Source organism: Bradyrhizobium hereditatis (genome assembly GCF_020329435.1).
Taxonomy (GTDB): domain Bacteria; phylum Pseudomonadota; class Alphaproteobacteria; order Rhizobiales; family Xanthobacteraceae; genus Bradyrhizobium; species Bradyrhizobium hereditatis.
On record NZ_JAGKJK010000005.1, the window covers coordinates 62,604 to 87,831 of the forward strand.

Annotated in this window: 30 protein-coding genes; 8 read left to right on the forward strand and 22 right to left on the reverse strand. The window is 63.4% G+C overall.

The window, feature by feature from the left end:
- Window positions 1-166 precede the first annotated feature (166 nt).
- The 5 genes from J6524_RS13000 to J6524_RS13020 all read left to right on the forward strand — a co-directional run bounded on the left by J6524_RS13000 (window position 167) and on the right by J6524_RS13020 (window position 4,468).
- The gene (locus J6524_RS13000) at window positions 167-1,309 is read left to right on the forward strand and encodes a type III PLP-dependent enzyme (protein ID WP_225671034.1); all 1,143 of its coding nucleotides are present in this window, start codon (window positions 167-169) and stop codon (window positions 1,307-1,309) included.
- 124 nt (window positions 1,310-1,433) lie between these two features.
- Entirely contained in the window at window positions 1,434-2,039 is a 606-nt protein-coding gene (locus tag J6524_RS13005; RefSeq protein ID WP_225671036.1) for a GNAT family N-acetyltransferase, read from the forward strand.
- 143 nt (window positions 2,040-2,182) lie between these two features.
- A complete protein-coding gene (locus J6524_RS13010) occupies window positions 2,183-2,572 on the forward strand; it encodes a RidA family protein (RefSeq protein ID WP_225671037.1) in 390 nt (129 codons plus the stop codon).
- Between the two features lie 41 nt (window positions 2,573-2,613).
- A complete protein-coding gene (locus tag J6524_RS13015; RefSeq protein ID WP_225671039.1) occupies window positions 2,614-4,044 on the forward strand; it encodes a homospermidine synthase in 1,431 nt (476 codons plus the stop codon).
- A 196-nt stretch (window positions 4,045-4,240) separates the two neighbouring features.
- A complete protein-coding gene (locus tag J6524_RS13020; protein ID WP_225671041.1) occupies window positions 4,241-4,468 on the forward strand; it encodes a hypothetical protein in 228 nt (75 codons plus the stop codon).
- A 16-nt stretch (window positions 4,469-4,484) separates the two neighbouring features.
- Here the strand turns inward: J6524_RS13020 and J6524_RS13025 are convergent, their stop codons facing one another.
- The 21 genes from J6524_RS13025 to J6524_RS13125 all read right to left on the reverse strand — a co-directional run bounded on the left by J6524_RS13025 (window position 4,485) and on the right by J6524_RS13125 (window position 21,129).
- Window positions 4,485-5,225 (reverse strand): acetoacetate decarboxylase, encoded by a 741-nt coding sequence (locus J6524_RS13025; RefSeq protein WP_225671043.1) that lies wholly within the window; start codon window positions 5,223-5,225, stop codon window positions 4,485-4,487.
- A 107-nt stretch (window positions 5,226-5,332) separates the two neighbouring features.
- The gene (locus J6524_RS13030; protein WP_225671045.1) at window positions 5,333-6,070 is read right to left on the reverse strand and encodes an ABC transporter ATP-binding protein; all 738 of its coding nucleotides are present in this window, start codon (window positions 6,068-6,070) and stop codon (window positions 5,333-5,335) included.
- Window positions 6,060-6,797, reverse strand: coding sequence for an ABC transporter ATP-binding protein (locus J6524_RS13035; RefSeq protein ID WP_225671047.1), 738 nt, complete (start codon window positions 6,795-6,797; stop codon window positions 6,060-6,062). Before J6524_RS13035 ends, J6524_RS13030 begins: the two co-directional genes overlap by 11 nt.
- Window positions 6,794-7,759 (reverse strand): branched-chain amino acid ABC transporter permease, encoded by a 966-nt coding sequence (locus tag J6524_RS13040; RefSeq protein ID WP_225671049.1) that lies wholly within the window; start codon window positions 7,757-7,759, stop codon window positions 6,794-6,796. Before J6524_RS13040 ends, J6524_RS13035 begins: the two co-directional genes overlap by 4 nt.
- Window positions 7,756-8,631: a branched-chain amino acid ABC transporter permease gene (locus tag J6524_RS13045; RefSeq protein ID WP_225671051.1), complete on the reverse strand. Its 876-nt coding sequence runs from the start codon at window positions 8,629-8,631 to the stop codon at window positions 7,756-7,758. The genes J6524_RS13040 and J6524_RS13045 overlap by 4 nt, the downstream gene beginning before the upstream one ends.
- 42 nt (window positions 8,632-8,673) lie before the next feature.
- Window positions 8,674-9,918, reverse strand: coding sequence for an amino acid ABC transporter substrate-binding protein (locus tag J6524_RS13050; RefSeq protein ID WP_225671053.1), 1,245 nt, complete (start codon window positions 9,916-9,918; stop codon window positions 8,674-8,676).
- Between the two features lie 76 nt (window positions 9,919-9,994).
- Window positions 9,995-10,936, reverse strand: a complete 942-nt coding sequence (locus J6524_RS13055; protein WP_225671055.1) for a dioxygenase family protein — start codon at window positions 10,934-10,936, stop codon at window positions 9,995-9,997.
- Between the two features lie 234 nt (window positions 10,937-11,170).
- The gene (locus J6524_RS13060) at window positions 11,171-11,479 is read right to left on the reverse strand and encodes a hypothetical protein (protein ID WP_312002381.1); all 309 of its coding nucleotides are present in this window, start codon (window positions 11,477-11,479) and stop codon (window positions 11,171-11,173) included.
- Window positions 11,480-11,613: 134 nt separating this feature from the next.
- Window positions 11,614-12,330 carry an MgtC/SapB family protein gene (locus J6524_RS13065; protein WP_225671059.1) on the reverse strand — a complete coding sequence of 239 codons (717 nt, stop codon included), beginning with the start codon at window positions 12,328-12,330 and terminating at the stop codon, window positions 11,614-11,616.
- A 33-nt stretch (window positions 12,331-12,363) separates the two neighbouring features.
- Window positions 12,364-13,368 (reverse strand): WD40 repeat domain-containing protein, encoded by a 1,005-nt coding sequence (locus J6524_RS13070; protein ID WP_225671061.1) that lies wholly within the window; start codon window positions 13,366-13,368, stop codon window positions 12,364-12,366.
- 19 nt (window positions 13,369-13,387) lie between these two features.
- A complete protein-coding gene (locus J6524_RS13075; protein WP_225671063.1) occupies window positions 13,388-14,446 on the reverse strand; it encodes a CobW family GTP-binding protein in 1,059 nt (352 codons plus the stop codon).
- 55 nt (window positions 14,447-14,501) lie between these two features.
- Window positions 14,502-15,371, reverse strand: coding sequence for a metal ABC transporter solute-binding protein, Zn/Mn family (locus J6524_RS13080; RefSeq protein ID WP_225671065.1), 870 nt, complete (start codon window positions 15,369-15,371; stop codon window positions 14,502-14,504).
- 2 nt (window positions 15,372-15,373) lie between these two features.
- The gene (locus tag J6524_RS13085) at window positions 15,374-16,243 is read right to left on the reverse strand and encodes a metal ABC transporter permease (RefSeq protein WP_225671067.1); all 870 of its coding nucleotides are present in this window, start codon (window positions 16,241-16,243) and stop codon (window positions 15,374-15,376) included.
- Window positions 16,243-16,998, reverse strand: a complete 756-nt coding sequence (locus J6524_RS13090) for a metal ABC transporter ATP-binding protein (protein ID WP_225671069.1) — start codon at window positions 16,996-16,998, stop codon at window positions 16,243-16,245. The genes J6524_RS13085 and J6524_RS13090 overlap by 1 nt, the downstream gene beginning before the upstream one ends.
- Before the next feature lie 2 nt (window positions 16,999-17,000).
- A complete protein-coding gene (locus J6524_RS13095) occupies window positions 17,001-17,192 on the reverse strand; it encodes a hypothetical protein (RefSeq protein WP_225671071.1) in 192 nt (63 codons plus the stop codon).
- Window positions 17,193-17,722: 530 nt separating this feature from the next.
- Window positions 17,723-18,361 carry a cation efflux transmembrane domain-containing protein gene (locus tag J6524_RS13100; RefSeq protein WP_225671073.1) on the reverse strand — a complete coding sequence of 213 codons (639 nt, stop codon included), beginning with the start codon at window positions 18,359-18,361 and terminating at the stop codon, window positions 17,723-17,725.
- A gap of 42 nt (window positions 18,362-18,403) precedes the next feature.
- Window positions 18,404-18,607 (reverse strand): GDCCVxC domain-containing (seleno)protein, encoded by a 204-nt coding sequence (locus J6524_RS13105; RefSeq protein ID WP_225671075.1) that lies wholly within the window; start codon window positions 18,605-18,607, stop codon window positions 18,404-18,406.
- A gap of 63 nt (window positions 18,608-18,670) precedes the next feature.
- Complete coding sequence (locus J6524_RS13110; protein ID WP_249789453.1) at window positions 18,671-19,111, reverse strand: permease; 441 nt, start codon at window positions 19,109-19,111, stop codon at window positions 18,671-18,673.
- 59 nt (window positions 19,112-19,170) lie between these two features.
- Window positions 19,171-19,764, reverse strand: coding sequence for a permease (locus J6524_RS13115; RefSeq protein ID WP_225671079.1), 594 nt, complete (start codon window positions 19,762-19,764; stop codon window positions 19,171-19,173).
- Window positions 19,765-19,913: 149 nt separating this feature from the next.
- Window positions 19,914-20,288: a fluoride efflux transporter CrcB gene (gene crcB / locus J6524_RS13120; protein ID WP_225671081.1), complete on the reverse strand. Its 375-nt coding sequence runs from the start codon at window positions 20,286-20,288 to the stop codon at window positions 19,914-19,916.
- Window positions 20,289-20,526: 238 nt separating this feature from the next.
- Window positions 20,527-21,129, reverse strand: a complete 603-nt coding sequence (locus J6524_RS13125) for a superoxide dismutase (protein ID WP_225671082.1) — start codon at window positions 21,127-21,129, stop codon at window positions 20,527-20,529.
- Window positions 21,130-21,290: 161 nt separating this feature from the next.
- Here J6524_RS13125 and J6524_RS13130 point away from each other — a divergent pair, with 161 nt between their 5' ends.
- The 3 genes from J6524_RS13130 (at window position 21,291) to J6524_RS13140 (ending at window position 23,829) form a co-directional block, all read left to right on the forward strand.
- A complete protein-coding gene (locus tag J6524_RS13130) occupies window positions 21,291-21,830 on the forward strand; it encodes a GNAT family N-acetyltransferase (RefSeq protein WP_225671083.1) in 540 nt (179 codons plus the stop codon).
- An 86-nt stretch (window positions 21,831-21,916) separates the two neighbouring features.
- Complete coding sequence (locus J6524_RS13135) at window positions 21,917-23,299, forward strand: MATE family efflux transporter (RefSeq protein WP_225671084.1); 1,383 nt, start codon at window positions 21,917-21,919, stop codon at window positions 23,297-23,299.
- 86 nt (window positions 23,300-23,385) lie between these two features.
- Window positions 23,386-23,829, forward strand: coding sequence for a DUF2147 domain-containing protein (locus J6524_RS13140; RefSeq protein WP_225671085.1), 444 nt, complete (start codon window positions 23,386-23,388; stop codon window positions 23,827-23,829).
- 208 nt (window positions 23,830-24,037) lie between these two features.
- On the opposite strand, the gene J6524_RS13145 is transcribed toward J6524_RS13140, so the two are convergent.
- Window positions 24,038-25,192, reverse strand: coding sequence for a DUF3095 domain-containing protein (locus tag J6524_RS13145; RefSeq protein WP_225671086.1), 1,155 nt, complete (start codon window positions 25,190-25,192; stop codon window positions 24,038-24,040).
- Between the last annotated feature and the right edge of the window lie 36 nt (window positions 25,193-25,228).

Genomic DNA, 25,228 nt, shown 5'->3' on the forward strand with positions numbered 1-25,228 from the left:
TCATTGCCAGGTGAGCGGGCGGGAAATCTCCCAACCAATCCACGGCAGCACAATTCGGTCCTCGAGTTCGAGGCTTTGTCGCGTCTCCATCGTGCGGCAAGGCCAAAACGCTCAGGTCCGAGAACTGTTTGAACGCGCCCGTCGCTGGGCCGTTTGGGAGAGTGCCATGACCGAACGTATTCAGGAATTCCTGCGCAACCGCCGCAGCGAGGGCCTCGACACCGAGCCGTGCCTCGTCGTCGACCTCGAAGTCGTGCGCGACAACTACCAGAGCTTTGCCAAGGCGCTGCCGGACAGCCGCGTGTTCTACGCCGTGAAGGCGAACCCGGCGCCCGAAGTGCTGTCGCTGCTGGCCTCGCTGGGCTCCTGCTTCGACACCGCCACCGTCGCCGAGATCGAAATGGCGCTGGCCGCGGGTGCGACGCCGGACCGCATCTCCTATGGCAATACGATCAAGAAGGAGCGCGACATCGCGCGCGCCTTCGCGCTCGGCATTCGCCTGTTCGCGGTCGACTGCGCCGCCGAGGTCGAGAAGATCGCCCGCGCCGCTCCCGGCGCCAAGGTGTTCTGCCGCATCCTCTACGACTGCGCCGGCGCCGAATGGCCGCTGTCGCGCAAGTTCGGCTGCGACCCGGAAATGGCAGTCGAGGTGCTCGACCTCGCCAAGCGTCTGGGCCTGGAGCCGTGCGGCATCTCGTTCCATGTCGGCTCGCAGCAGCGCAAGGTGAAGGCGTGGGACCGTGCGCTGGCGATGGCCTCGACGGTGTTCCGGGACTGCGCGGAGCGCGGGATCAACCTGTCCATGGTCAACATGGGCGGCGGCTTCCCGACCAGGTACCTCAAGGACGTTCCTCCGGTCGTGCAGTATGGCCGGTCGATCTTCCGTGCGCTGCGCAAGCATTTCGGCAACCAGATCCCGGAGACGATCATCGAGCCGGGTCGCGGCATGGTCGGAAATGCTGGGATCATCGAGACCGAAGTCGTTCTGATCTCCAAGAAGAGCGACGAGGACGAGGTGCGCTGGGTGTATCTCGACATCGGCAAGTTCGGCGGTCTCGCCGAGACGATGGACGAGTCGATCCGTTACGCCATCCGCACGCCGCATGACGGCGCGGACATGACGCCGTGCGTGCTCGCAGGTCCGACCTGCGATAGCGCCGACGTGCTGTACGAGAAGATGCCGTATCCGCTTCCGGTGACGCTCGAGATCGGCGACAAGCTGCTGATCGAAGGCACCGGGGCCTATACGTCGACCTACTCGTCGGTGGCGTTCAACGGCATCCCGCCGCTGAAGACCTACCACATCTAAGCGGCCTCCCTTCGAGGCCCGAATAGCGGGAGCCGGTGCGCCGGCTCCCTCCCCGTCATTTGCGATTTTCGAAGACAACGCTTTGCGCGGCAGTCCTGCCGTTGCGAGCGGGGACTGACGTGCCATGACTGCTTTGCGCAAGACCACTGCCGCCCTCATCTCCGATGCCGCTCCGTTCGCGATCCGAACGGAGCGGGCCTCGGATGTCGCTGCGCGCGAAACGCTGTTGGATGCCTGCTTTGGCGCCAACCGCCACATGCGCACCTGCCAGCGCCTGCGCGACGGACGCGCGCCCGCCGAAGGCCTCAGCCTGTCGGCCGTGGCAGCGGGCCGCCTGGTCGGTACATTGCGGTTGTGGCACGTCAGCGCCGGCGGCCAGCCGGCACTCATGCTCGGCCCGCTGGCGGTAGAGGCATCCTCCCGCAAGCTCGGGGTCGGGGCTGCGCTGATCACCTGCGCGCTCGCGGCGGCGAAGGCGCGTGGCCATAGCGCGGTGATCCTGCTGGGCGATGCGCCCTATTACGCCCGCTTCGGCTTCTCGGCCGCCAAGACCGGCGAGCTGTCGCTGCCGGGGGCGTTCGAGCGCGACCGGCTGCTCGGCCTCGAACTCCGTGAAGGTGCGCTCGACGGCGCCTGGGGCATGATCGTTGCCACCGGCACGAAGCTGCCGAAAATCAAGGCAAGCCGCGCTAGGAAGGCGAAGGCCTTGCTCGTGCCGCGCGTGGCCTGAAGACCATGCCGGCGAGCCTTGCCCGAGATGCGCGGTCGCGCCGCTAGCCCGCGAGGGGTTGCGCGCCGCGCAAAAAACCCCTTAAACCGCGCCCATCCCGCTTCCGGATCGGCCCAAGATCGCGCCCAAGATCGAGGTTCCTCATGTCCCGCCGCCTGATTTCCACCGGCTCGCCATTCGAGAAGACCGCCGGCTACAGCCGGGCCGTTATCGATGGCGACTTCGCCTTTGTCGCCGGCACCACCGGCTACGACTACGCCACGATGGTCATACCGGCCGATGTCACAGGCCAGGCACGTAACTGCTTTAGGAATATCGAGGCTGCCCTCAAGGAAGGCGGCTTTGCGATGGCCGATATCGTCCGCGCGACCTACTACATCACCGACATCGCAGACGCGGAGCCCTTCTTTGCGGTCTGCGGCGAAGTGTTTGGCGAGATACGCCCGGCCACTACCCTCCTGGTCGTCGCAGGGCTCTACAAGCCCGAGATGAAAATCGAGATCGAAGTGACCGCCAAACGCCGCACCGCCTGATCCCTCCATTCCCACGAATTTCAGTTTCCGGAGACCAACTGATGAACGCACTCGCGAAAATTCACGCGAAAGTCACTGGCCCCATCGTGATGATCGGCTTCGGTTCGATCGGCAAAGGCACGCTGCCCTTGATCGAGCGCCATTTCGACTATGACAAGTCGCGCTTCGTCATCATCGATCCGCATGAAGATGGCGAGCTCGCCAAGAAACACGGCGTGCGCTTCATCAAGCAAGCCGTGACCCGCGACAATTATCGCGAATTCCTGATCCCGCTGCTCACCGAAGGCGGTGGCCAGGGATTCTGCGTCAACCTCTCGGTCGACACCTCCTCGGTCGACATCATGACCATGTGCCGGGAAATCGGCGCGCTCTACATAGATACCGTGGTGGAGCCTTGGGCGGGTTTCTATTTCGACAAGAACATCGGCCCCGAAAAGCGCTCCAACTACGCCCTGCGCGAGACCTTGCTCGCCGCCAAGCGCAAGAGCCCGGGCGGCACGACCGCCGTCTCCACCTGCGGTGCCAATCCCGGCATGGTATCCTGGTTCGTCAAGCAGGCGCTGCTCGATATCGCTCGCGACACCAACACGCCTTTCAACGAGCCGAAGAGCCGCGAGGGTTGGGCTCAGCTCGCGCACAAGCTCGGCGTCAAAGGCATCCACATCGCCGAGCGCGACACCCAGCGCTCCAGGAATCCGAAGCCGCTGAATGTTTTCGTCAACACCTGGTCGGTGGAAGGATTCGTGTCCGAAGGCATGCAGCCGGCAGAGCTTGGCTGGGGTACCCACGAGACATGGATGCCGGAGAACGGCCGCCAGCACACCGAAGGCTGCGGTGCGGCGATCTATCTGCTGCAGCCGGGCGCCAACACCCGCGTACGCTCATGGTGCCCGACGCCGGGGCCGCAATACGGCTTCCTCGTCACCCACAACGAGTCGATCTCGATTGCGGACTATTTCACGCTGCGCGATGGCGACAAGTTGACCTATCGCCCGACCTGCCACTACGCCTACCACCCGGCCAACGACGCCGTGCTGTCGCTGCACGAGATGTTCGGCGCAACCGGCAAGATGCAGTCGAGTTGGCACATTCTGGACGAGCACGAGGTCGTCGACGGCATCGACGAGCTCGGCGTGCTCCTCTACGGCCACGCCAAGAACGCCTATTGGTACGGCTCGCAGCTCTCGATCGAGGAGACCCGCCTCGTCGCGCCGTACCAGAACGCCACCGGCATGCAGGTGTCGTCGGCCGTGCTGGCCGGCATGGTGTGGGCGCTGGAAAATCCGGAAGCCGGCATCGTCGAGGCCGACGAGATGGATTTCCGCCGCTGCCTCGAAATCCAGATGCCGTATCTCGGCCCCGTAAAGGGCTACTACACCGACTGGACGCCGCTGACCGACCGTCCGGGGCTATTCCCGGAAGATATCGACACGTCGGATCCCTGGCAGTTCAGGAATGTGCTGGTGCGCTAACACCGCTAGAAGTGCGCTGCAGTTCTCGCTGCAGCGCACATCTGCTTCCCCGACCGGGCGTAAAACTACCTACGAGAACTGCAATTCTCCGTAACCCTCGATTAACTCAATCGCGCAATCCTGAAGGATAATTTTTGCGAGGGCCCATGGCCGTCGCCGCTTGGTCCGCGCGACGGCTCCGGTTGGAGCAACCGATATGCGCGTCATCATTGCCATCATCCTGGCAGCCGCGGCATTGGCCGCGTGCACGCCCGAGAGCGGCAGCCATGCCGAGGTGACGGGCTCGATCGACAATTGCGCGCGCAAGCTCTACAGCCAGTACAATCCCAAGGACAAGAAGCAGTGCGTCGCGGTGTGCATCGCCTGCGAGCGCGGCGTGGTCACGACCTGCTCGACCGCCTGCACGCTCCGGGGCGCGATCTGATCGCGAGCCCGAGCCCTCACTTCGCCATGTAATCGAACGCCACCGTTCCGAGGCCGAGCGTCAGATCGGCCTTGAAATGCAGCGCGGAGACCACTTCGCGCACCGGGAGCCGAGCGACGTCGGCGAGCGCATGCGGAAACAGGCCGAGCGCCGCGGGGCCGGTCCAGGCCTCCTTCAGCGTGATGTCTTCGAGATAATAGCGCACCAGCTCGCAAATCCGTGGGCTCCCATCGACATGCGGGATGATCTTGAGCATGAAGTTCGGCGCCTTCATCGCCTTGAGCACCGCATCGTGATCGACCGGGCGGTGCTTGTAGCCCATGGTGGCGGAGGCGCACAGCACCGAGCCGTAATGCAGCGTGCCGACCAGCACATCGCTCTCGACGGCGATCTTCGGCGACGCCAGCTTCTTCGGAAAGCCCCAGAGTTCGCGGCCGCCGGCGATCGGCCCCTCGTCATCGAGATACATCGAATGAACGTAGACGCCCTCCTCGCCCTTGAAACGGACGGGGATCACCTGGCCGGTCTCGGTGTAATCGCCGAAGCCGGTTGAATCAGGCATGCGGATGAATTCGTATTTGACGAGCGACTCCACGACTTCGAGTGGCTCAGGCACCACGGCAGCGAGCGCCTCGGGATCGGTGCGATAGGTGATGATGAAAAATTCGCGGTTGAAGAAACGGTACGGCCCCGGCGGGAATGACGGGTTGGTCAGCGGCATCGAATAGGCGGTTCGCCTGACGTCATCGATCTTCATGGCCTGCCCCATTTGTCATCTGAACTGACGCAATGAGATTATGAGGCAGACGATAACAGCAGGCGAGGCCGAAGAAGCGGCACAACGTCACGATGCCGTCATATCGCTCACACCACGCCGCCGAGATAGAGCCGCTTGACGATGTCGTTGGCCTTCAATTCGTCGACCGATTGGGCGGCGACCGCGATCTCGCCGTGGACGATGATGTAGCCGCGATCGGCGATGCGGATCGCCTGGTTGAAATTCTGCTCCGCCATCAACACGGTCAGGCCGACGCGTTGCTTGAGCTCGCCGATCTTGGCAATGGTCTGCGATACGAGTAACGGCGACAGCCCGACAGACGGCTCGTCGATCAGGAGCAGTCGCGGCGACGACATCAGCGCGCGGGCGATCGCCAGCATCTGCTGCTGTCCGCCGGACATGGTGCCGGCGAGCTGATGGCGGCGCTCCTTCAGCACGGGAAAAGTGTCGAAGACGAGCGCGAGGTTGCCGTCGATCGTGGTGCGCGCGGCCTTGCGGAACGCGCCGAGCATCAGGTTTTCCGTCACCGTCAGCTTGGGAAACAGCCGCCGTCCTTCCGGCACCAGCGCCACACCGAGATCGACGATCGCCTCCGGCGAGAGTTTTGTAAGGTCGTGCGCCACACCGTCGATCGAGAGCGAGAGCCTGCCGCGATCGGGGCGGACCAGGCCGATGACGCACTTCATCAGCGTGCTCTTGCCGTTGCCGTTGGTGCCGAGCAGGGCAACGGTCTCGCCGGCCTCGACATGGAGCGTGACGCCGCGCAGCGCCTTGACGGCGCCATAGCCGGCATCGAGGCCTTCGACGGCAAGGCTAAGTGCCAAGATAGGCCTCCTGCACCCGCTTGTTGGCCATCACTTCATCAGGCGCGCCGAGCGCGATGATCTTGCCGGCGTCGAGACACATCACCCGTTCCGAGAAGCGCATCACCGCCTGCATGATATGCTCGATCATGATGATGGTGATATCTTCCTCGCCGAGGCTGATCAGGAGATCGAGCACCTCGTCGACTTCGGAAGAGGAAAGCCCGGCCATCGCCTCGTCAGAAATCAGGAGCTTCGGCCGCACCGCCATGGCGCGGGCGAGCTCCATCTTGCGCAGTTCGACCTGGCTCAGCGTATTGCTCGGCGCATCGGCTTTCGCGGCCAGCCCCATCCGCGTCAGGATTGACATCGCGGCCTCTTCCTCCGGCTGGCGCGAACCGGTTGCGGCAAAATCGAGCCCGACCATGAGGTTTTCCAGCACGGTCATGCTCTTGAACGGCCGTGGAATCTGGAAGCTGCGGGCAATGCCGCGGCGGGCGCGCAAGTGCGGCGGAAGTAGCGTGATGTCCTCGCCGCGAAAAATCACGCTGCCGGCCTGCGGGCGCAGCGCGCCGGAAATGCAGTTGATCAGCGTCGTCTTGCCCGAGCCGTTCGGCCCGATCAGGCCGAACCGTTCGCCTTGTCGGATATCAACGCTGATATTGTCGAGCGCGGTAAAGCCGCCAAACGTCTTGGTGATGGCCCCGACCTGCAGCAGCGGCGCCTCAGTTGCGGCGGGCGTGGTCATGGCTTGCCTCCCGCACGCAGACGATAGCGCGGCCGCAACAGCCCGATGATGCCCTTGGGTGCGCCGACCACGAACAGCACTAGCATGATGCCGAGCACCAGCACGTTGACCTCGGACGAGATTGTCACGGCAAGGAACTGTTGCGTCGAGCCGAGCAGGATCGCGCCGAGTACCGGTCCGATCCAGTGCGCGGTCCCGCCGATCAACGCCATGGCAAGCGCCGAAACGGAATAAGTGAGATTGAACGCCGAGAACGGATCGGCGTATTGCAGATACATCGCCGCAGGCGCGCCGGCCGCGGAAATCAGCGCGCCCGATATCATGCAGGCGATCAGTTTCAGCTTTAGCGTCGGCACACCGGTGCATTCGGCGGCGAGCTCGTCGTCCCGCAGCGCCTGCAGGCCGCGGCCTACCTTCGAATTCTGGATGTAGCGCGCGATCGAAATCGCTGTGACCGCCAGGATCGCCTGCACGAAGAACAGCATCTTAACGTAACTGTCGAATGGCGCCATTACCGGTGGTCGCTGGATCTGGATGCCGGCCGCGCCGCCGACGAACCGCCAGTTCATCACGAAGGTCTCGATGATGATGGCAAGCGCGATCGTCGCGATCGAGAAGAAGATGCCGCGCATCCGCAAGGTCAGAAGACCCACGCCGAAGCCAAGCGTCATACCAACGACGGCGGCGGCGGCGATCTGCACTACGAGCGGCGCACCCGTCGCCTTGAACAGCGCGACCGCTGTGTAGACGCCGACTCCAAAGAAGGCGTTTGTGCCGAAATTGACGTAACCGGCATAGCCGCCGAGGATACTCCAGGCCACCGCGAGCGCGATGAACTGCAGGATGACGTAGCCGGCAAAGAACGGATATTCGTTGCGGACGATTTGCGTCATCGTCAGCACGGCGACGAGGAAGACGGCCACCCCGCCCCAGAAGATGATGCTGTTGCGATGCCCTGTCATCGGCCGAGCAGACCTTGCGGGCGAACGGCCAGCACGCCGAGCAGCATCGCGAACGAGATCGCCGGCGCCCATGAGGCGCCGAACAGGGTCAGCACGATCGATTCGGCGACGCCAAGAATGATCGCGGCGATCAGCGTGCCGCTGATGCTGCCGAGCCCGGCCATGACCACGACGCAAAAGGTGCGTCCGATATAGGCACGGTCGAGCGTCGGCTCGACCGGCGCCACGATGATCAGAAGCGCGCCGGCGATCCCGAGCACGGCGGTGGCGATGCCGAAGGCATATTGCTTGATGCGGACCGGATTGGCGCCCATCAGCCGCAACGCCTCCTCGTCCTGCGCGACCGCGCGGATCGCGCGGCCCATGAAGGTTTTTGACAGGTAGACCGCAAGCAGCGCTGTCAGCGTCAAGGCCACCGCGAACGCGACCAGTTGCCGGATCGGAATCCGCATTTCGCCGAAACGCCAGGATTTTCCGATATAGGTCGCGGTGACCGAGCGCTGGTCGACGCCGAACTGCAGGATGATCAAGACCTCGATGATGAAGGCGATGCCGAAGAAGAACGCGATGCCGCGCACGGCGGCATCGCTGCCGCGCTTCTCGAAGGTCTCGTGATAGGTGCGGTAGGCGAGCAGGCCGAACAGGAAGAACAGCGGCGTGATCGCAAGCCCCGCCAGCAGTGGATCGATGTCGTAGCTCTCGTTGAGCTGGTAGACGCCGTAGGACGCCAGCACCAGGAAGGCGGGATGCGCGACGTGGGGCACGTCAAGCAGCCCAAACGAGACTGACAAGCCGACGCTGACGGCTGCATAGAAGCAGCCGAGCAGCACCCCGAGCACCACTGCCCCAAGCAGCAGGTCGATCGAAAACACGTCAGGTCCCCCTTTGGCTCCGAGCCGGAAAAGCCACGAGGCCTACTTTCGCGCCGCCTCGAAGGGACTGATGAGTTCGCCGGTTTTCAGCTTCTCGGGAAACAGGATCACCTGCTTGCCGGGGGAGCGGAACTGCTCGATGTCCTTGTCCTTGACGCCGCGGAACTGCGCCTGCAGCGTCGCGGTCTCCTTGCGCTCGCCATCCGCCGCAAAAGCGATCGGGCCGACGATGGTCTTGTGCTCGTTCTCGCGCAGATATTTCGCGATGCCCTTCTGGTCGAGCGACTTGGTGGAATTGACCGCCGCCTCGATCATCTGGCCCATCGCATAGCCGAATGGCGCCAGATAATAGCCGAGCGGATCGACCTTGGCTTCTATCGCGCGCTTGGTGTACTTGTCGAAAAATTCCTTGGTGCCTTCGAAATACATGCTCTTTTCCGGCAGCCAAGTGTTGTAGTTCACCACGCCGTTGAGCAGCGAGCCGAGGTTCGACATCACGGCGGCAAATTGTAGACCGACCATGCCCCCGCCGAAAATCTTGACGTTGTCGCCGACGCCGATCTCGTTGACCGCGCGCAGGATGCCCGCGGAATCCGGCGGATAGGACGCGACATAGACGATGTCAGGCTTGGCAGCGTTGAGCGCGCGAATGATGGACGAGAATTCCACCGTGTTCGGTGGATAGACCTGATCGAAGACAACAGGGATGTTGCGCTTCTTGGCGACATCGCGCGCGGTCAGCGCGAGGTTCTGCGCAAACTCCTGATCTGCCGTCAGCAGCGCCATGTTCTTGCCGCCGGCCTTCTGCGCCAGATCGAGGAACGAGGCCGCCCAGCTATCGGCCGGCCCCCAGGGCGCATTGTTGAACCACATGTCGTGGCCGACCTTGCTGTTCACCTGGAAGGAGAAATTGCCCATCAGCAATAGGCCGCGCTGCTTGACGAACGGCATGATCGGCGCTGTCGGCACCGTCGCATAGGGCGCGAACAACAGATCGACCTTGTCGACATCGACCAGCTTGGCGTAGATCGCCGGCGTCTCCGAGGCGCTCGACTTGTCGTCGTAGACGACGAGTTCGACCTTGCGACCGAGCAGGCCGCCCTTGGCGTTGACGTCGTCGCGCCAGATCTCGATGCCAAGCAGCGACGCCTTGCCGCCGCCGGCAAGACCGCCGGTTTGCGGCATCGACATGCCGATCTTGATCGGCGGCTGCTGGGCAAAGGCGCTCGAACCGTGCCCAACTACCGCGACAGCCATCGCGCCGCCCAGGAATGTTCTGCGTTTCATCGATTCCCCCTTTGTCGTTCTGCATCCGCCGGATCTTTTGCCCGGCTGCGGTGAAGTGGACCGTGTCAGGATCGGGCTAGCCTCCGGCGCCCGCCGGGGCAGGTTCGCCTTTAGCTTGTTTCAGGATCGCCGATGGATCGGCGCCGACGCGCCCGCTGGTCTTATCGGCGGCGCTTTCGCGCGACAGCCGCATGTCGAAACGAATGCTCGGCATGCCCTTGATCGGACAATCCGGATCGTTGGCGACGACATCGACCGCGAGATCGCCCGACGAGCCGAACACGACGTCGTCGTCAAGGTGCGGATCGTCGCGCAGATAGAGCGCGGTGACCAGTTCGCGATAACCTGCAGCGCCGACCAGGAAGTGAATATGGGCCGGCCGCATGCCATGCCGCGCCTGCGCTTTCACCATCGCGCCGACCGGACCGTCCATCGGGATAGAATAGCCGAGCGGCTTGACGGTCTTCAGGAAGTAGAGGCCATTTGCATCAGTCGTGAACACGCCGCGGTAATCGACGGACGTCGCGCTGGACTGGATGTCGTAGAGGCCATCGGCGCCGGTCTGCCAGATCGAAACCGTGGCGCCTGCGACCGGCTTGCCGGCGGCATCGGTGACGCGGCCATACAGCACGCACTCGGTGCCGGGCTTCGGATTTTTGGCGATCGAGCTGCCGGCGGCAAGCGTCGGGGCCGCCTCGCGGTAGAACGGGCCGAGCAGGCTGGTATGCGTGGCTTCCTCGAGGGCCGTCGCGTCGTGCAGGCCATTGATCAGCGCCGAGAGGCCTAGCGTATCCGAGAGCAGGATGAATTCCTGCCGCTCCGGCGAGCACATCTTGCCCGCTGCCGTCATGAATTCGATGCCCTTGATCCATTCCGCCGGAGTCAGGTTGACCTCGCGGGCGAAGGCATGGAGGTGTTTGACCGCTGCCGCCATGATCGTCTTCAGGCGCGGGTCCGGCGTCGTCGCCATCTGGTCGAGCACGGCGTCCGTGATCGTATCAGGCGTTAACTCACGCATGCGTCACTCCCTGGCGTGCCGGCGATTGTTTGACCTGCCGACTATTGTTGCGGCAAGCCTAACCGCTTGTTGGGGACCAACACAAGGCGTTCGGAGGCGGCGTCGGCGTCCTCTGCTACGAATTGATGCGGGCGAACGAGGTGTCATGGCGCGCAACGGTGCCGCAGAACATGCGACCGCAGCCTTCGGCGGCCACGATTTTGCGATTGCACAATCAGTGCTGGGAAAGTGGGATCATTTCTCGCGGACCGGCGGCGCGACTTTCTCCGCCGGTGCGGGCGGCAGCGCGGGCTGAGCGCCCCGCTTCTGCGCTTCCGGATCGGGACGGGCCGGTTGCGGCGGAATTTCGTGCGGCCTCTGGCCGGTCGTGCCGGGCTCCGGTGGCGCGGGCGGCTTTGTTTCCGAGCCCGGCGTCGATTGCGTCGGCGGCGTCGCCTGCGCGATCTGCTGGGGATCTCCGGCCATGATCCGACCGAGCGAAAGCACCGAAATCGCCACGCCCGCCGCGGCTAGCATGGCCGCAAACGCCAGATCCCTCTTCAAGGCGCGTTTCCTGTCGTCAGGAATCATCGTGGGTCACCGCGAAATTGTTCGCGACACCAACGATCATGACGAAGCCTGGTTCCGTGGATGACGTGCGGTGGAACAGCGCGCTAACCAGGCAAACGCCTCCGGAACTAGTCCGTCGTACTCACTTCCCAGGTCGCATGCTTCACGCCGGGTTGGTGCTTCAGGTCGACCAGAACGCGATTGAGTTCGTTGGGATTGACCGCCGTGCTGACCAGCGTCGCCACGATCTCCAGGAGGTCGTCGCCGAACTCAACCACATTGACATCGGCCACCGGATAGTTGGCGGCTTCCAGCTTCTCCACCAGGCGATCGCGCAGATCGGGCAGCGCCTCAGGTGTGACCGCGAGCTTGAAATAATAGGTTGCTTCCGACGTCTGCTCGTTCAGCGGAATGCGATTTATCGCATTCACAAGTGGACGCAGCATCGTATTGCCGGCAATCACGAAGATCGTGAGCGCCACCGCTTGGGCTACCAGGTCGGCGCCAGCGCAGGATCCCACCGCGGCCGACGCCCATAGCGTCGCCGCCGTGTTGAGACCACGCACGTCCATGCCCTGCTTCATGATGACGCCGGCGCCGAGGAAACCGATTCCCGACACGACGTAGGCAACCACGCGCACCGCGCCGTCGGCACCCGTCAGGTGCATGGCGAGGTCGACGAAGGCCGCCGCGCCGACGGCGACCAGCACATTGGTGCGCAAACCCGCCGTGCGCTGCCGATATTGTCGCTCGGCTCCGATCAAGGTGCCGAGGACAAACGCCGTGGCCAGGCTGACCAGCGTGTCGATGAAATCATAAATCTGGAAGGTCGTCAGAAACCGCATGGCCCCACATAGCGGCTGAATGCGACGGATCGATTAAAATTCCAGCATCCCCGCGTCGCCGTCTTCGGTGCCGAAGGCCAGCAGCGTGCCCTTGGCGTTCCAGGCCAGCGCCGAGACCGGCTCGCTGCCATTGCGGCGCACCAGGATTTCCGCGCCATCCTCGTAGCGCACGATCAGCACGGTGCCATCGCTGTAGCCTGCCGCCATGAACTCCTGCTTCGGATGACACGCGACCGCCGAGACGCGCGCCTGCAGCGGCGCCAGCATCGCCGGCTGCTTGCCCATCGGGCCATCCTTGCTGGTGAACGGCCAGATGATCACGCTGTCGGCGCCCGAGGTGGCGAGGCCCTTGCCGCCCGCGCTCCACGACATCGAGCGGACACGGCCGGGATAGCCGCTCATCCGCATGTGCCTGTTGTCGGCGAGCCGCCAGCCATGCAGCGCCGGCTCGTGCATGGCGGTGACGAGGAATTTGTTGTCCGGGCTGAAAGTCACCGAGAGATGCGAGCCGGCCCATTCCAGAAATTCCGGCTTCGCCGCCATGTTGGGAAACCACAGTGTCACGCCGCCATAATGGGCGACCGCCACGCGCAGGCCCTTCGGCGCAAATGCCAGCCCGCCGACGGTCGACGGCGCATCAAAGCTCTTCTCCTCGCCCTTGCCGCTGCGGACGAACGCGGTCTTGCCGGCCGACCACGCTACGGCGCCATCGGGATGTAGCGCGACGTTATCGATCCAGCGCCGCTTGGCGTCGATCGCGAGCACCGATGTCTCGCCCTTTGCGTTCAATGCGACGACCTTGCCGTCATCGCCGCCGGTGACGACGCGCGCGCCATCGGACACCGCGCAGAGGATGGCGCCACCATGAACGTCGGTATGCGAGACTTCGCCATCGGCACCGGCGAGCGCAATTTTCTCCTCCGCGCAAACGAAGGCGGCGCGGTCGCCGAGGAAATGCACTGATGCAACCGGCGCGCCGACCGCGACCGGTTTCACGCGGTCGGTCATGGAAGCAATGCTGAGCTGTTCGGAAGACATGAATTCGATCTTCTTCGCCTCAAGCGACAATGCAGCTCTCAAAACCTTCGCGGATCGTCTTTTCAGGCAATTCGCGGCCGATGAAGACGACGCGGCTTTCGCGCGGCTCGCCTTCCTTCCACTTCCGCTGATGATCGCCTTCCAGCATCATGTGCACGCCCTGGAAGACGTAACGGTCGTCGTCATCCGCGAAGGCAAGAATGCCCTTCGAGCGCAGAATCTTCTGTCCCTCGGTGGCGACGAGGTTCTGCAGCCAAGGCATGAACCTGGTGGGATCGAGCGGCTTATCCGAGCGCAGCGACAACGATTGCATGTCCTCGTCGTGATAGTGCTTCAAGCCGCCATGGCTGTGGCTGTGATCGTTGTGGTGGTGATGGCCATGGCTGTGATCATGATCATGATCGTGATGATGGTCGTCGCCGGCGTCGAGGAATTCCGGCTCGATCTCCAGAATGCGGTCGAGATCGAACGCACCGCGTTCCAGCACGTCTGAGAGCGCCACCTTGCAGCGCTCGGTGCGGTGCAGCTTTGCGTAAGGGTTGATGCCGCGGATGCGGGCCTCGACTTCGGCGAGCTCCGGCTTGGTGACGAGGTCGGTCTTGTTCAGCACGATGACGTCGGCGAACGCGATCTGGTTCTTGGCTTCCGGCGCATCCTTCAGACGGTCGCTCAGCCACTTCGCATCAGCGACCGTGACGACCGCATCGAGCCGCGCATTCTTCTGCACGTCCTCGTCGACGAAGAAGGTCTGCGCCACCGGGGCGGGATCGGCGAGGCCCGTGGTCTCGACGATGATGGCGTCGAACTTGCCCTTGCGCTTCATCAAGCCGTCCATGATGCGCACGAGATCGCCGCGCACGGTGCAGCAGACGCAGCCATTGTTCATTTCGAACACTTCCTCGTCGGCGCCGATGATGAGGTCGTTGTCGATGCCGATCTCGCCGAATTCGTTGACGATGACGGCGTATTTCTTGCCGTGGTTTTCCGACAGGATGCGGTTGAGCAGCGTGGTCTTGCCGGCGCCGAGATAACCCGTCAGCACAGTCACTGGAATCTTTTGAGACGAAAGTTCAGACATAATTGCTCCGGAGCGGAAATTGTAAGGCGCGCCGGCAGGCAGGGAGGCCCCTACCCTATGGGCTCAGCGCGCTGGTCAGGGCCTTTATATTGTGCCTGACCATCGCAATGTAAGTGGGAGAATCGCCCTTTTCGCCGGTAAGACTGTCCGAATAGAGTGTTCCGCCGACCTTGGCGCCGGTCTCGGCCGAGATCCGGCCCATCAGGCGTGGATCGGTGATATTTTCGAGGAACACGGCCGGTATTTTCGCCGCCCTGATCTGGGTGATGATCTTGGCGACATCGCGGGCACTGGCCTCGGACTCGGTCGAGACGCCGAGCGGCGCGATGAATTCGACGCCATAGGCACTGGCGAAATAGCCGAAGGCATCATGGGTCGAAATCACCTTGCGGCGGCCTTCCGGGATTTTTGCAATCGCCTCGCGCACCTCGCGGTCCAGCGCATCGAGTTCAGCCAGATAGGCATTGGCATTGGATTTGAAGACCTCGGCATCCGCGGGCGACGCCGCAGCCAGCGCGTCGCGGATATTGGTGACGTAGATCTTCGCATTGGCGACGGACTGCCAGGCATGCGGATCGGCCGCTGAGCCGAGCTTGAGCGGCGCTATCCCTGATGTCGTGGTCACGACAGTCGTCTTGCCACCGGCGGACTTCAACAGCCGCGACAGCCAGCCCTCGAAGCCGAGCCCGTTGACGAAGACGAGCTTCGCATCCGCGACGCGCTTGGCATCCGCCGGTGTCGGGGAATAGACATGTGCGTCACCGTCGGGACCGACCAGCGTCGTGACGCTGACACGATCGCGGCCGACATTGCGAACGAAATCGCCGATGATCGAGAAGCTGGCGGCGACATTGAGTCGCTCCGCGGCGCGCGCCGGACTGGCGGCTACGAACATGGCGAGAACGATGAGCCAGAGCCGGATCATGGCTACGCCTCCAGATGCCGGCCGGGGAACATCTGGCGTACCAGACCACTCACCGGACCGAACAATAGCGAGACCACGTAGAGCACGGCGGCAACCAGGATGATTGCAGGCCCCGACGGAATTTTGGTCTGAAACGACAGCACCATGCCGACATAACCCGAAAGAATCGCGCTGGCGACCGCGATGCAAATCATGCCGGTGATGTCGCGCGACCAGAACCGCGCGATGCCGGCGGGCAGGATCATCAGACCGACGCCGAGCAGCGTGCCGAGCGCGTGAAAGGCGTTGACGAGGTTGATGACAACGAGCGCCAGGAACGCCAGATGCGCGGGCGCGCCGGCGTGGCTGACCGTGCGCAGGAATACCGGATCGACGCATTCGATCACCAACGGACGATAGATGATCGCCATCACGACAAGCGTGATGGTGGCGTTGAAGGCGATCACAAGCAGCGTCTGATCGTCCATCGCGAGGATGTTGCCGAACAGCACGTGCAACAGATCGATATTGGTGCCCTTGATGGAAACGATGGTGACGCCGAGCGCGAGCGAGACCAGATAGAAGGTCGCGAGCGAGGCATCCTCCTTCAGCTCGGTGTTGCGCGCGACGAGGCCGGCGAGCAGCGCGACGGTGAAGCCAGCGATCAGGCCGCCGGTCGTCATCGCAAACAGATTGAGGCCGGAAACGAGGAAGCCGATCGCAGCGCCCGGCAGGATCGCGTGCGCCATGGCGTCGCCGACGAGGCTCATCCGTCGCAACATCAGGAATACGCCGATTGGAGCCGCGCCGAGCGCCAGCGCGATCACGGCTGCAAGCGCCCGCCGCATGAATTCGAATTCGGTGAAGGGCGCGATCAGCGCGTCGTACAGCATCAGGCGGCCTGCGATGGCATGTCGTCCGAGCAGGCGGCGGCGCTCTCGTCGAACGCCTCGCACATTCGCAAGGCGACCATCAGGTTTTCTGCCGTGAGCACTTCAGCGGTCGCACCCCAGGCCACGGGGCCGCGCGCGAGCAGCAGGGTTTCCGGAAAATGGTCACGCACCAACTCCATGTCATGCAGCGCCGCCAGCACGGTTCGGCCCTCGCCATGCCAGCGCTTCACCAGCGCCAGTAGATCGGCCGAGGTCTTGGTGTCGATGGCGTTGAACGGCTCATCCAGCACGATCAGCCGCGCATCCTGCAGCAGCACGCGCGCGAACAGCAGGCGCTGCATCTGCCCCCCGGACAGCGTGCCGATCGAACGGCCCTCAAATCCGTTGAGGCCGACGGCAGCGAGCGCCCGCGTGATCTTGTCCCGCACCGATTTTCCCATGCCGCCGAAAAATCCGATTGAGCGCCACAGGCCGGTGCCGACGAAATCAAACACCGAGATCGGGAAACTGCGGTCGATGTCGACGCTCTGCGGCAGATAGGCGATGTCGCGGATATCGAGGCCGCCAAGGTCGATCGATCCCGAGAGCGGTTTCAGAATCCCGGCCACCCCGCGGAACAGCGTCGACTTGCCCGCGCCGTTCGGCCCGATCACCGCCACCAGCGCGCCGGCGGCAACCTCGCCGGTGAGATGATGCACCGCCGGATGACGGTCATAACCGAGCGTGACGTTGTGGAATTTGAGCTGCACCCCCATGGTCACCTCATCGCCACCAGCACGACAGCCCACAGGGCGGCCGACACTGCCAGCGCCGCGGCAAGCCGGGCGACGACGGTCATTCGCAGGATCGACCACGGCGCCGCCTGCGCCGGATGCGGCGTCGCCGGGCCATGGGAATGGACGTGGCCGTGGTGGTGATGGGAGTGATCGTGGGTATATGAGTGCGGCATGCGAGAGACGTTATAATATAACATTACGGGAGTCTACGCGTGGAGACGCCGCCAGCGTCCCGGGAATGGTATTTACGTTCCTTCTGCTCGGGGATGGCCCAGGCATATTGGATATGGGCCAAGTGGAGGACGCTGGCACCCTGTCTCACCCTCTGACCCTGATGTGTGGGGTATAGCGCTGCTTGGTATCTGGATGTTGACGAAGATGATGCTGGTTAACGGGCGCGGCGCGGGCGGAGCTGAGATGGAGACAAATGGAATAATCTGTTGGCGCCAGTGTTAGGTACCTTTTAGAGGTCACCAGCCGAAGGGCTTCTGTCATAAGATTTTTAAATCGGTTTGCTTGTGTTTCGCTAGCTGGCCATGGCCGCTGCTTACGGGGCAGGACAATTAATATGGCTGGCAGGGGACCGTCTGAATTTCAGAGCAAGGCAGACGGTCCCACCAATTTTTTCCAGGCCCGAGTGAAGAGTTCGATCGTGACGCGACCGGCAACGGGCTTGCGCATGATATCAGGGCTTCCTGATCGCCTAGGCCGTAGCTGCAGCGGGCTGCTTCAACTCAGCCAGAGCGTGCCGCACGACCGTTACTGCGCCTTGCAGCGCAAGCACAGCCATAACCGCAGCAACGATGGTATCAGGCCAACCGGTGCCGGTGCCAAACACGCCAAGCGCAGCCAGCAACACAGCCAGATTGCCCAACACATCATTGCGCGTGCAAATCCAGGCTGATCGCATGTTGGCGTCACCCATGCGGTGCCGCCACAACAGGTGGAAAGACAGCGCGTTGGCGACGAGCGCAGCAAAGCCGACACTGCCCATGGTGATGGCCTGTGGCAGCGTCCCGTGCAGGACATGCCAGCCGGTGACGCCGATAACCCACAGTCCGAAAACGCCCATCGTGACGCCCTTGGCGAGCGCAGCGCTGGCCCGATAGCGCAAGGCCATGCCGACCACGAACAGGCTGATCGCGTAGTTCGCCGCATCGCCAAGAAAATCGAGGGCGTCGGCCTGGAGTGAGGCAGAGCCGGCAGCCAAGCCAGCGCCGATCTCAACCAGGAACATCGCGGCATTGATGCCGAGCACGGCCCACAGCACGCGCCGGAAGGCGCGCACGTCTTGACGCGGTCCGAGGTTCAAGGGTGGTGGCGCGCAGCAATGATCCGCCATAGCCGGAAGATAGTCGCGGCGAGCACGCTACACAATCACGCCTCAACGCTTTCCCTTGCGGTCGATCTGAATCGGCGGGCACGGCATGGTTCCGTACGAGCAGAAAACGCAGCAATCGCCGGGCTTGGGCTTAAGGCGCGTGCCGCAGCGCTGACAATCATAGAAAAACTGGCAAGCGTCTGTCGGCATGGTCTCGGTGGCCGAGTGCCCACATGAGGGACAGGTCAGTGTCGATTCAAGTTGCATGGACCTAAACTGGATCAAGACTCAGTCCGATTCAACACCAGGACAGGCCGTTTGCGCCTGCCCTCACGGCTTGCCGATCACCATCGCGATCGCTGCCGCCAGAAACGGAAATGGCAGCGACACCGCGGCGCGAAACCAGACAAAGCGGGCCGGCATGAAAGGGATTTCCCAGAGGATCATGCGCTGGAATGCGAACAGCGCCCAGGCGACGACATAGGCGATCACCTGCGGTGTGCCGCCACCGACCTTCAGCGCCACCGCGCCGATTGAGAAACCGACCACGGGGCCGCCCGGCGTCGCGGCGCCGGCAATCACGGCGGTCAATACGCCGAACCAGCCGCTGTCGGGCCCGAGCCAGCCGGTGATCACTTCCGGCGGGATGACAGCGGCGATGTAGCCCGAGCCGACCACGCCGAGCGCAATACGCGGCACGATGTTGATGAAGTCCATCGAACCTTCGCGCACCGACGACACCAGCACGACGCGTCCGCGCCGCCACGCCATGAAGCCGAGGATCGCGACCGAGCCCCACAGCGTGATGTCGATGATCAACGCGGATGCCGTCACTCGGGCTCACCTTTCGGATAGATCCGCACGAAGACGATGCGACCGAGCCAGCCTGCAAGGACGGGGATCGGCAGCGAGATCACGATGCGCCACAGCGTGAAATCGGTGCCGAGGATCGGCAATTCCCAGGCGACCGCGCGGCCGTAGCCGATCAAGGTCCAGCTCACGACCATGGCGATGGTGGCGCCGAAATCGGCGCCGACGGTCAGTAGCGCAGCAGCTACCGGATAGGCGGTAAAGGGGCCACCCGGGAGGATTGCGCCGAACGCCGTGCCGATCAAAAGGCCCTTGAGACCCGATTCCGGCCCGAGCGAGCGCGAGACTTTGTCGTGCGGCAGAATTTCCGCGATGAAGCCGCCGAGCAGGCAGCCGGCCAAGACGCGCGGGATGATTTCGCCGAACAGCCAAAGATCATGGCTGAGGATATCGAGCACGCCATCGATGCCGTCGCGCCGCCATACCAGCCCAGCGCTGACGGCAACGAGCGCGCCAATGAAGATCATCGACCAGCCGACCGGCTTGCGGGCGCGCCTGGGTTTTGGCTCGGTGTCATCGGCTGGCGCCGGATCTTTTAGCGGAGGTTCGGACAAGGCGATGGGGTTGGCCGGTAATGCAGATACATCCTGCTTAGTCCCGCCGTTGTAGCGAAGCAAACGGAAGCACGCACGGTATCCATGCGCTTCTCAGACACGCCCATGCGATGATGTCACGCGGGTCCGTGTTCTCGCGGCAATATCGCTCAGGCGAAGTGGCGCACCAGTGCAAGGCCGCCGAACAGGCCTGCGATCGACAGCACGACGGAGCCGACCACGTAGAGCGCCGCGAGCATGAGTTCGCCGCGCTCGTAGAGCAGCGCCGCATCGAGCGAGTATGCAGAGAACGTTGTGTAGCCGCCGAGGATGCCGGTCATCAGGAACAGCCGCCACGGCTGCGATGCCTCGCCCTTGAAGGCTAGATAGCCGGCGATCAGCCCCATCACGGTCGAGCCCGTGATGTTGATGATGAAAGTGCCCCAAGGAAAGTCGGTGCCGATGCAGCGCGCACAGGTGAGATTGATCAGATGGCGCAACGTTGCGCCGAGGCCGCCACCGACAAAGACCAGCAAATAGCTCATCGCAGCAATCTATCCACGTCAGGGAAGTCACCCGGCGGACTGCTTGTGCCGCACGCGAACCATCAGCGCAAGGATCGGAACGCAACAAAAAAGAGGCGGCAACCGCTGGCTACCGCCCCTACGAATTTATTCCGATGTCATTCCGGGGCGATGCGTCAGCATCGAACCCGGAATCTCGAGATGGTGCGCAATCGCGCACCGTAGTTCGCGCTACGCGCGCCCCGGAATGACTGTACCTTTAACCGCCGGCCTTGCCGAACAGCTCGTCGACATAGTCCCAGTTGATCAGATGATCGCAGAACGCCTTCAGATAGTCGGGACGGCGGTTGCGGTAATCGATGTAGTAGGAGTGCTCCCAGACGTCGCAGCCGAGGATCGGGGTTGCGCCATAGACCAGCGGGCTCTCGCCGTTGGCGGTCTTGGAGATTTCGAGCTTGCCGTTTTTGACCGACAGCCAGCACCAGCCGGAGCCGAACTGGGCGACGCCGGCGGCGGCGAAATCGGCCTTGAACTTCTCGAGCCCGCCGAGATCCTCGGTGATCTTCTTTTCCAGACGGCCGGGCAGCTTGCTGCCGCCGCCGTTGGGCTTCATCCAGTTCCAGAAATGCAGGTGGTTGTAGTGCTGGCCGGCATTGTTGAACACGGCCGGATTCTTGCCGAACGAACCCTTGACGATCTCCTCGAGGGACTTGCCTTCGAATTCAGTCCCCTTGATCGCGTTGTTTCCGTTGGTCACGTAAGCCTGGTGATGCTTGTCGTGGTGATATTCCAGCGTTTCCTTGGACATGTGGGGCGCAAGGGCGTCATGGGAATAGGGCAGATTGGGCAGCGTGAAGGTCATGGGTGATGTCCGAACTGATGGGAGACGTGGTCTGGTCTAACGGGAACCCTTATAGAAGGTTCCATTGCGCTTAAACAACGCAATTTGACAAGACGGGAGTGCGTAACGCCCCTTCGCGTCCAGCGTATGACGGACAGGGGCGCCGCGACGAGGGGAATGACATGAGCATCGAAATCGACGTCCTGAACGGGGATTCGTCATGGCCGCGGGCCGAGCCGCTGCTGCAGGCGGTCTGGCCGCGCCATGTCCTGGAAAAATTGCCCTGGGGTCACGTCAAATGGGCCCATGCCGATCTGCGGGTGCTGATCGATGCGCCGGAGGACTCGCCCTCCCCCGGTCTCGCCTGCCATGTCGGTGTTTACTTCCGTACCGTCACCTGGGACGGCCGCAAGGTCCATATCGGCGGCATCGGCGGGGTCTCGACCCGGGAAGACTGCCGCGGCCGCGGCTACGCCACGCTGGCGCTGAACGCTGCAGTCCGGACCCTGCGCGATCACGAAGCTGTGCGGTTTGCGATCCTGTTCTGCGAGCCGCACAACGAGGCCTTCTATGAGGCGCGCGGCTGGCACCGCTTCAATGGCGAGGTCTATGCCGAGCAGCCGGAGGGAAAAATTCGCTTCGATGCGATGGCGCCGTACATATTCGATTTCACGCGCAAGCCGCGCGATGGAATAATCGACCTATGCGGCCTGCCGTGGTAGCCCCTGCATTCGCAGCAGGTGGCTTGTAACGTGATAACCGGATAAAATGTCACCCATCATCTATTGATTTGGATCACCGGTGACGTATGACCATTGATGCCCCGCTCGACATACGTCCTGCCGTGATTCCGTCCGCGCCGACCAACGCGCTCCTCACCTCCCCGATCCTGCCGACGCTGCTCAAGCTCGCGCTTCCCAATGCGATCGCCATGGTCGGCACGACGCTAGTGGCCGTCGCCGAGACCTCCTATATCGGCCAGCTCGGCACCGAGCCGCTCGCCGGGATCGCACTGGTGTTTCCCTTCGTCATGCTGACGCAGATGATGTCGGCGGGCGCAATGGGCGGCGGCGTTTCCTCCGCCATCAGCCGTGCGCTCGGCGCGGGCAATCGCGACCGCGCGGCGACGCTGGCGCTGCACGCCGCGATGATCGGCGCCTGCGCGGGCCTTTTCTTCACGGTGATGATGCTGGCCTTCGGCCGCACGTTTTACACGCTGATGGGCGGGCGCGGCGGCGTGCTCGACGAGGCCCTGCAATATTCGCACGTGCTGTTCGCCGGCGCGATTTCGATCTGGCTGGTCAATACGCTGGCCTCGGTGGTGCGCGGCACCGGCGACATGCGGATTCCGTCGGTGACGCTGATCGGCACCGCCGTAGTGCAGATCGCGGTCGGCGGCGCGTTGGGCCTAGGTCTGTTCGGCCTGCCGAAATTGGGCATGGGCGGCGTCGCCGCCGGTCAGTTCGCTGCTTTCACGCTGGGTGCGCTATTCCTCGCCTGGTATCTTCTCAGCGGCCAGAGCCGGCTCACGCTGAAGCTGAAAGGCTTCAAATTCCAGCGCGACATGTTCTTCGACATCCTCAGGGTCGGTGCCGTCTCCTGCCTGTCGCCGCTGCAGACCGTGCTGACCGTGCTGATCTTCACCAAGATCCTCGCCGGCTACGGTACCGAGACATTGGCCGGCTATGGCATGGGCTCGCGGCTGGAATTTCTGCTCATTCCGATTTCCTTCGCCTTCGGCGTCGCCTCGGTGCCGATGGTCGGCATGGCCATGGGCGCCGGCCTCGTGTCACGCGCGCGGCAGGTGGCGTGGATAGCAGGCGCCGCGTCCGCCATCACGGTGGGCGCGATCGGGCTCATCGTCGCCGTAATGCCTTCGCTCTGGGTTTCGATGTTCACCAGCGACGCCGGCGTCACCGCTGCCGCTTCTTCCTATCTGGTCTGGGCAGGACCGGCGTTCGCCTTCTTCGGCATGGGCGTCTGCCTTTACTTCTCGTCGCAAGGCGCGGCCAAGGTCGGTGGCCCCGTGATCGCCGGCACCGCGCGACTATTGATCGTTGGTGGCGGCGGATGGCTGCAGGCCTCGATGGGCGCGCCGGCATGGACCTTGTTCGCGCTAGTCGGCGTTGCCATGGTGGTCTATGGCCTTGGCACGGCGCTGTCGATTCGTCTCACAGACTGGAGCAAATAAGCCACAGCTAACGCGACACACGCAATCGTACATTGCGAAAATCGGATTTGTTGATATGCAAGCCTGCTTTTTCGAAGGAATGATTCATGGCTTGCACAAAAACTCTCGTCATCGCTGTTACGGCGGCATTTTTGGCGGCCACGTCCGCTCTTGCGCAAGGCGCCGCTGAGCCGGGCGGCGTCTGGCAGACCCAGGCCGGCGACGCGCGGGTGAAGATCAGCAAGTGCGGCGGCGGTATCTGCGGCGTAATCGTCGGCCTGAAGGAGCCGATCGATCCGTCAACCGGCAAGCCGCAGGTCGATGACAAGAATCCCAATCCGGCGCTGAAGACGCGGCCGATGATCGGGCTTCCGCTATTCAACGGCATGCAGCCTGTCGCCGCCAACAAATGGTCGGGCCAGATCTACAATGCCGACGACGGTGGCACCTATGCGAGCAGCATCTCGATGACGGGTCCCGATACGCTGCGGATCGAAGGCTGCGTCGGCGCACTCTGCGGCGGCGAGAACTGGACGCGCGTGGGGAGGTGACGGTTCGCGCGATACGTTGATACTGCCGATGCGGAGACAGCCCCCACCCTAGCCCTCCCCCGCAAGCGGGAGAGGGAACCGACTGCTTCGTGGCAACGGCTCATCCAAGCGACGCGAAAGGCTGCCTCTCCCGCTTGCGGTGGAGGGCTGGGGTGGGGTGCCGTCGCATATTCGAACGGCGACGTTTGGCGCGATTTACCTACGGCATCTACGCCGCCATCGCCTTCAGCGCGGTCGCCGCAGACGCATACCCGCCGCGGGCGCCGTCGATGAAGTGGACGTGATCGCTGCGCATCACCGATGGCGTGAAGCAGGTCATCATCGCCGCGTCCTGCCGATGCAGGCCATAGCGCACGATCTTGTCCGACGCGGCCTTGGCCAGAAGCTCTGATAGCGCGCGCTCCAGCTCCGTTGTGCAGTCGAGGATCATCCGCAGGCCGTCGTCATATTTCCGAAAGTCGGAATTCTCCACCACCTGCTGCACATAGTTCTTCGGCACGAAATTGCCGACCTTGATTCCGAAGCGCATCACGACATAGGCCCACAGCGTGAACGCCAGCACGACGGTACGCCGCTTGAACAGCGGGCCGCCCCGCGCGGCGCGCGCTTCATACTCCAGGCCAGTGGGCGGCCAGCGTAGCGGTGGGCCGCCTGACGGCACCGGCCGCCCGGCATCCGGCGTTTCTTCGACCAGCTTGATGATGTCCTCGATCACCTTGCGAAAGCGGAGCGGATCGGAGCCCTTGGCCGGCACCACCAGCACCGACAGGATCAGCCCGCGCGCCGAGGGAATTTCCTCGAACCGGCACGACAGGCCGGAGAGATCAGGCTGCGAGCCCGGCGGCGCCGGCGGCACCGCGAACTCGCCGCGCTTCATCGCAGCATCCGCCCAGCCCAACCCTCCGCCAGAAAACATGGCATAGGAGAGATTGTCCGACGGGCCGAAGCGGGCGACGCGGACGTCGAGGCCCTGCGCGCGGATGTCCTTCATCGGCACCAGCGCCACCCGCATCACCAGATCGAGATCTTGCCGAACCCATGCGGCTGTGGCCGCCAACGCCTCGCGAGCGCGCGCTAAATCGCTAGACGCGACCGCAAAGCTGGCGCCGTCGCCGCCGAACACGAATGGAAATTCGCGCCCGTCGAGCGCATTGGTCACGGCGGCAATGACCGCGGCACCCGCCATGTTGACCGCCTTGTAACGCTGGTTCGCGATCGCCTTGGTCGATTCCACGATATCGGCGACGCCGACGGTCCAGTCGTCCGGCAGCGGCGAATACATCGCCGGGTCCATCAGGCGGCCGAAGCCGCGAAAGACCGGGATCCCGCCGTAGAAAATGTCAGTGCCGTCGGGCGTCGTCATGTCGATCTGGCTACCCCGATTCCAGCGTTGTGGCAG

Coding starts and splice junctions, on each gene's coding strand:
- J6524_RS13000 (WP_225671034.1), top strand. CDS start 167: ATGACCGAACGTATTCAGGAATTCCTGCGCAACCGCCGCAGCGAGGGC.
- J6524_RS13005 (WP_225671036.1), top strand. CDS start 1,434: ATGACTGCTTTGCGCAAGACCACTGCCGCCCTCATCTCCGATGCCGCT.
- J6524_RS13010 (WP_225671037.1), top strand. CDS start 2,183: ATGTCCCGCCGCCTGATTTCCACCGGCTCGCCATTCGAGAAGACCGCC.
- J6524_RS13015 (WP_225671039.1), top strand. CDS start 2,614: ATGAACGCACTCGCGAAAATTCACGCGAAAGTCACTGGCCCCATCGTG.
- J6524_RS13020 (WP_225671041.1), top strand. CDS start 4,241: ATGCGCGTCATCATTGCCATCATCCTGGCAGCCGCGGCATTGGCCGCG.
- J6524_RS13025 (WP_225671043.1), bottom strand. CDS start 5,225: ATGAAGATCGATGACGTCAGGCGAACCGCCTATTCGATGCCGCTGACC.
- J6524_RS13035 (WP_225671047.1), bottom strand. CDS start 6,797: ATGACCACGCCCGCCGCAACTGAGGCGCCGCTGCTGCAGGTCGGGGCC.
- J6524_RS13040 (WP_225671049.1), bottom strand. CDS start 7,759: ATGACAGGGCATCGCAACAGCATCATCTTCTGGGGCGGGGTGGCCGTC.
- J6524_RS13050 (WP_225671053.1), bottom strand. CDS start 9,918: ATGAAACGCAGAACATTCCTGGGCGGCGCGATGGCTGTCGCGGTAGTT.
- J6524_RS13055 (WP_225671055.1), bottom strand. CDS start 10,936: ATGCGTGAGTTAACGCCTGATACGATCACGGACGCCGTGCTCGACCAG.
- J6524_RS13065 (WP_225671059.1), bottom strand. CDS start 12,330: ATGCGGTTTCTGACGACCTTCCAGATTTATGATTTCATCGACACGCTG.
- J6524_RS13070 (WP_225671061.1), bottom strand. CDS start 13,368: ATGTCTTCCGAACAGCTCAGCATTGCTTCCATGACCGACCGCGTGAAA.
- J6524_RS13075 (WP_225671063.1), bottom strand. CDS start 14,446: ATGTCTGAACTTTCGTCTCAAAAGATTCCAGTGACTGTGCTGACGGGT.
- J6524_RS13080 (WP_225671065.1), bottom strand. CDS start 15,371: ATGATCCGGCTCTGGCTCATCGTTCTCGCCATGTTCGTAGCCGCCAGT.
- J6524_RS13085 (WP_225671067.1), bottom strand. CDS start 16,243: ATGCTGTACGACGCGCTGATCGCGCCCTTCACCGAATTCGAATTCATG.
- J6524_RS13090 (WP_225671069.1), bottom strand. CDS start 16,998: ATGGGGGTGCAGCTCAAATTCCACAACGTCACGCTCGGTTATGACCGT.
- J6524_RS13095 (WP_225671071.1), bottom strand. CDS start 17,192: ATGCCGCACTCATATACCCACGATCACTCCCATCACCACCACGGCCAC.
- J6524_RS13100 (WP_225671073.1), bottom strand. CDS start 18,361: ATGGCGGATCATTGCTGCGCGCCACCACCCTTGAACCTCGGACCGCGT.
- J6524_RS13105 (WP_225671075.1), bottom strand. CDS start 18,607: ATGCAACTTGAATCGACACTGACCTGTCCCTCATGTGGGCACTCGGCC.
- J6524_RS13110 (WP_249789453.1), bottom strand. CDS start 19,111: ATGGCGTGGCGGCGCGGACGCGTCGTGCTGGTGTCGTCGGTGCGCGAA.
- crcB (WP_225671081.1), bottom strand. CDS start 20,288: ATGAGCTATTTGCTGGTCTTTGTCGGTGGCGGCCTCGGCGCAACGTTG.
- J6524_RS13125 (WP_225671082.1), bottom strand. CDS start 21,129: ATGACCTTCACGCTGCCCAATCTGCCCTATTCCCATGACGCCCTTGCG.
- J6524_RS13130 (WP_225671083.1), top strand. CDS start 21,291: ATGAGCATCGAAATCGACGTCCTGAACGGGGATTCGTCATGGCCGCGG.
- J6524_RS13135 (WP_225671084.1), top strand. CDS start 21,917: ATGACCATTGATGCCCCGCTCGACATACGTCCTGCCGTGATTCCGTCC.
- J6524_RS13140 (WP_225671085.1), top strand. CDS start 23,386: ATGGCTTGCACAAAAACTCTCGTCATCGCTGTTACGGCGGCATTTTTG.
- J6524_RS13145 (WP_225671086.1), bottom strand. CDS start 25,192: ATGACGACGCCCGACGGCACTGACATTTTCTACGGCGGGATCCCGGTC.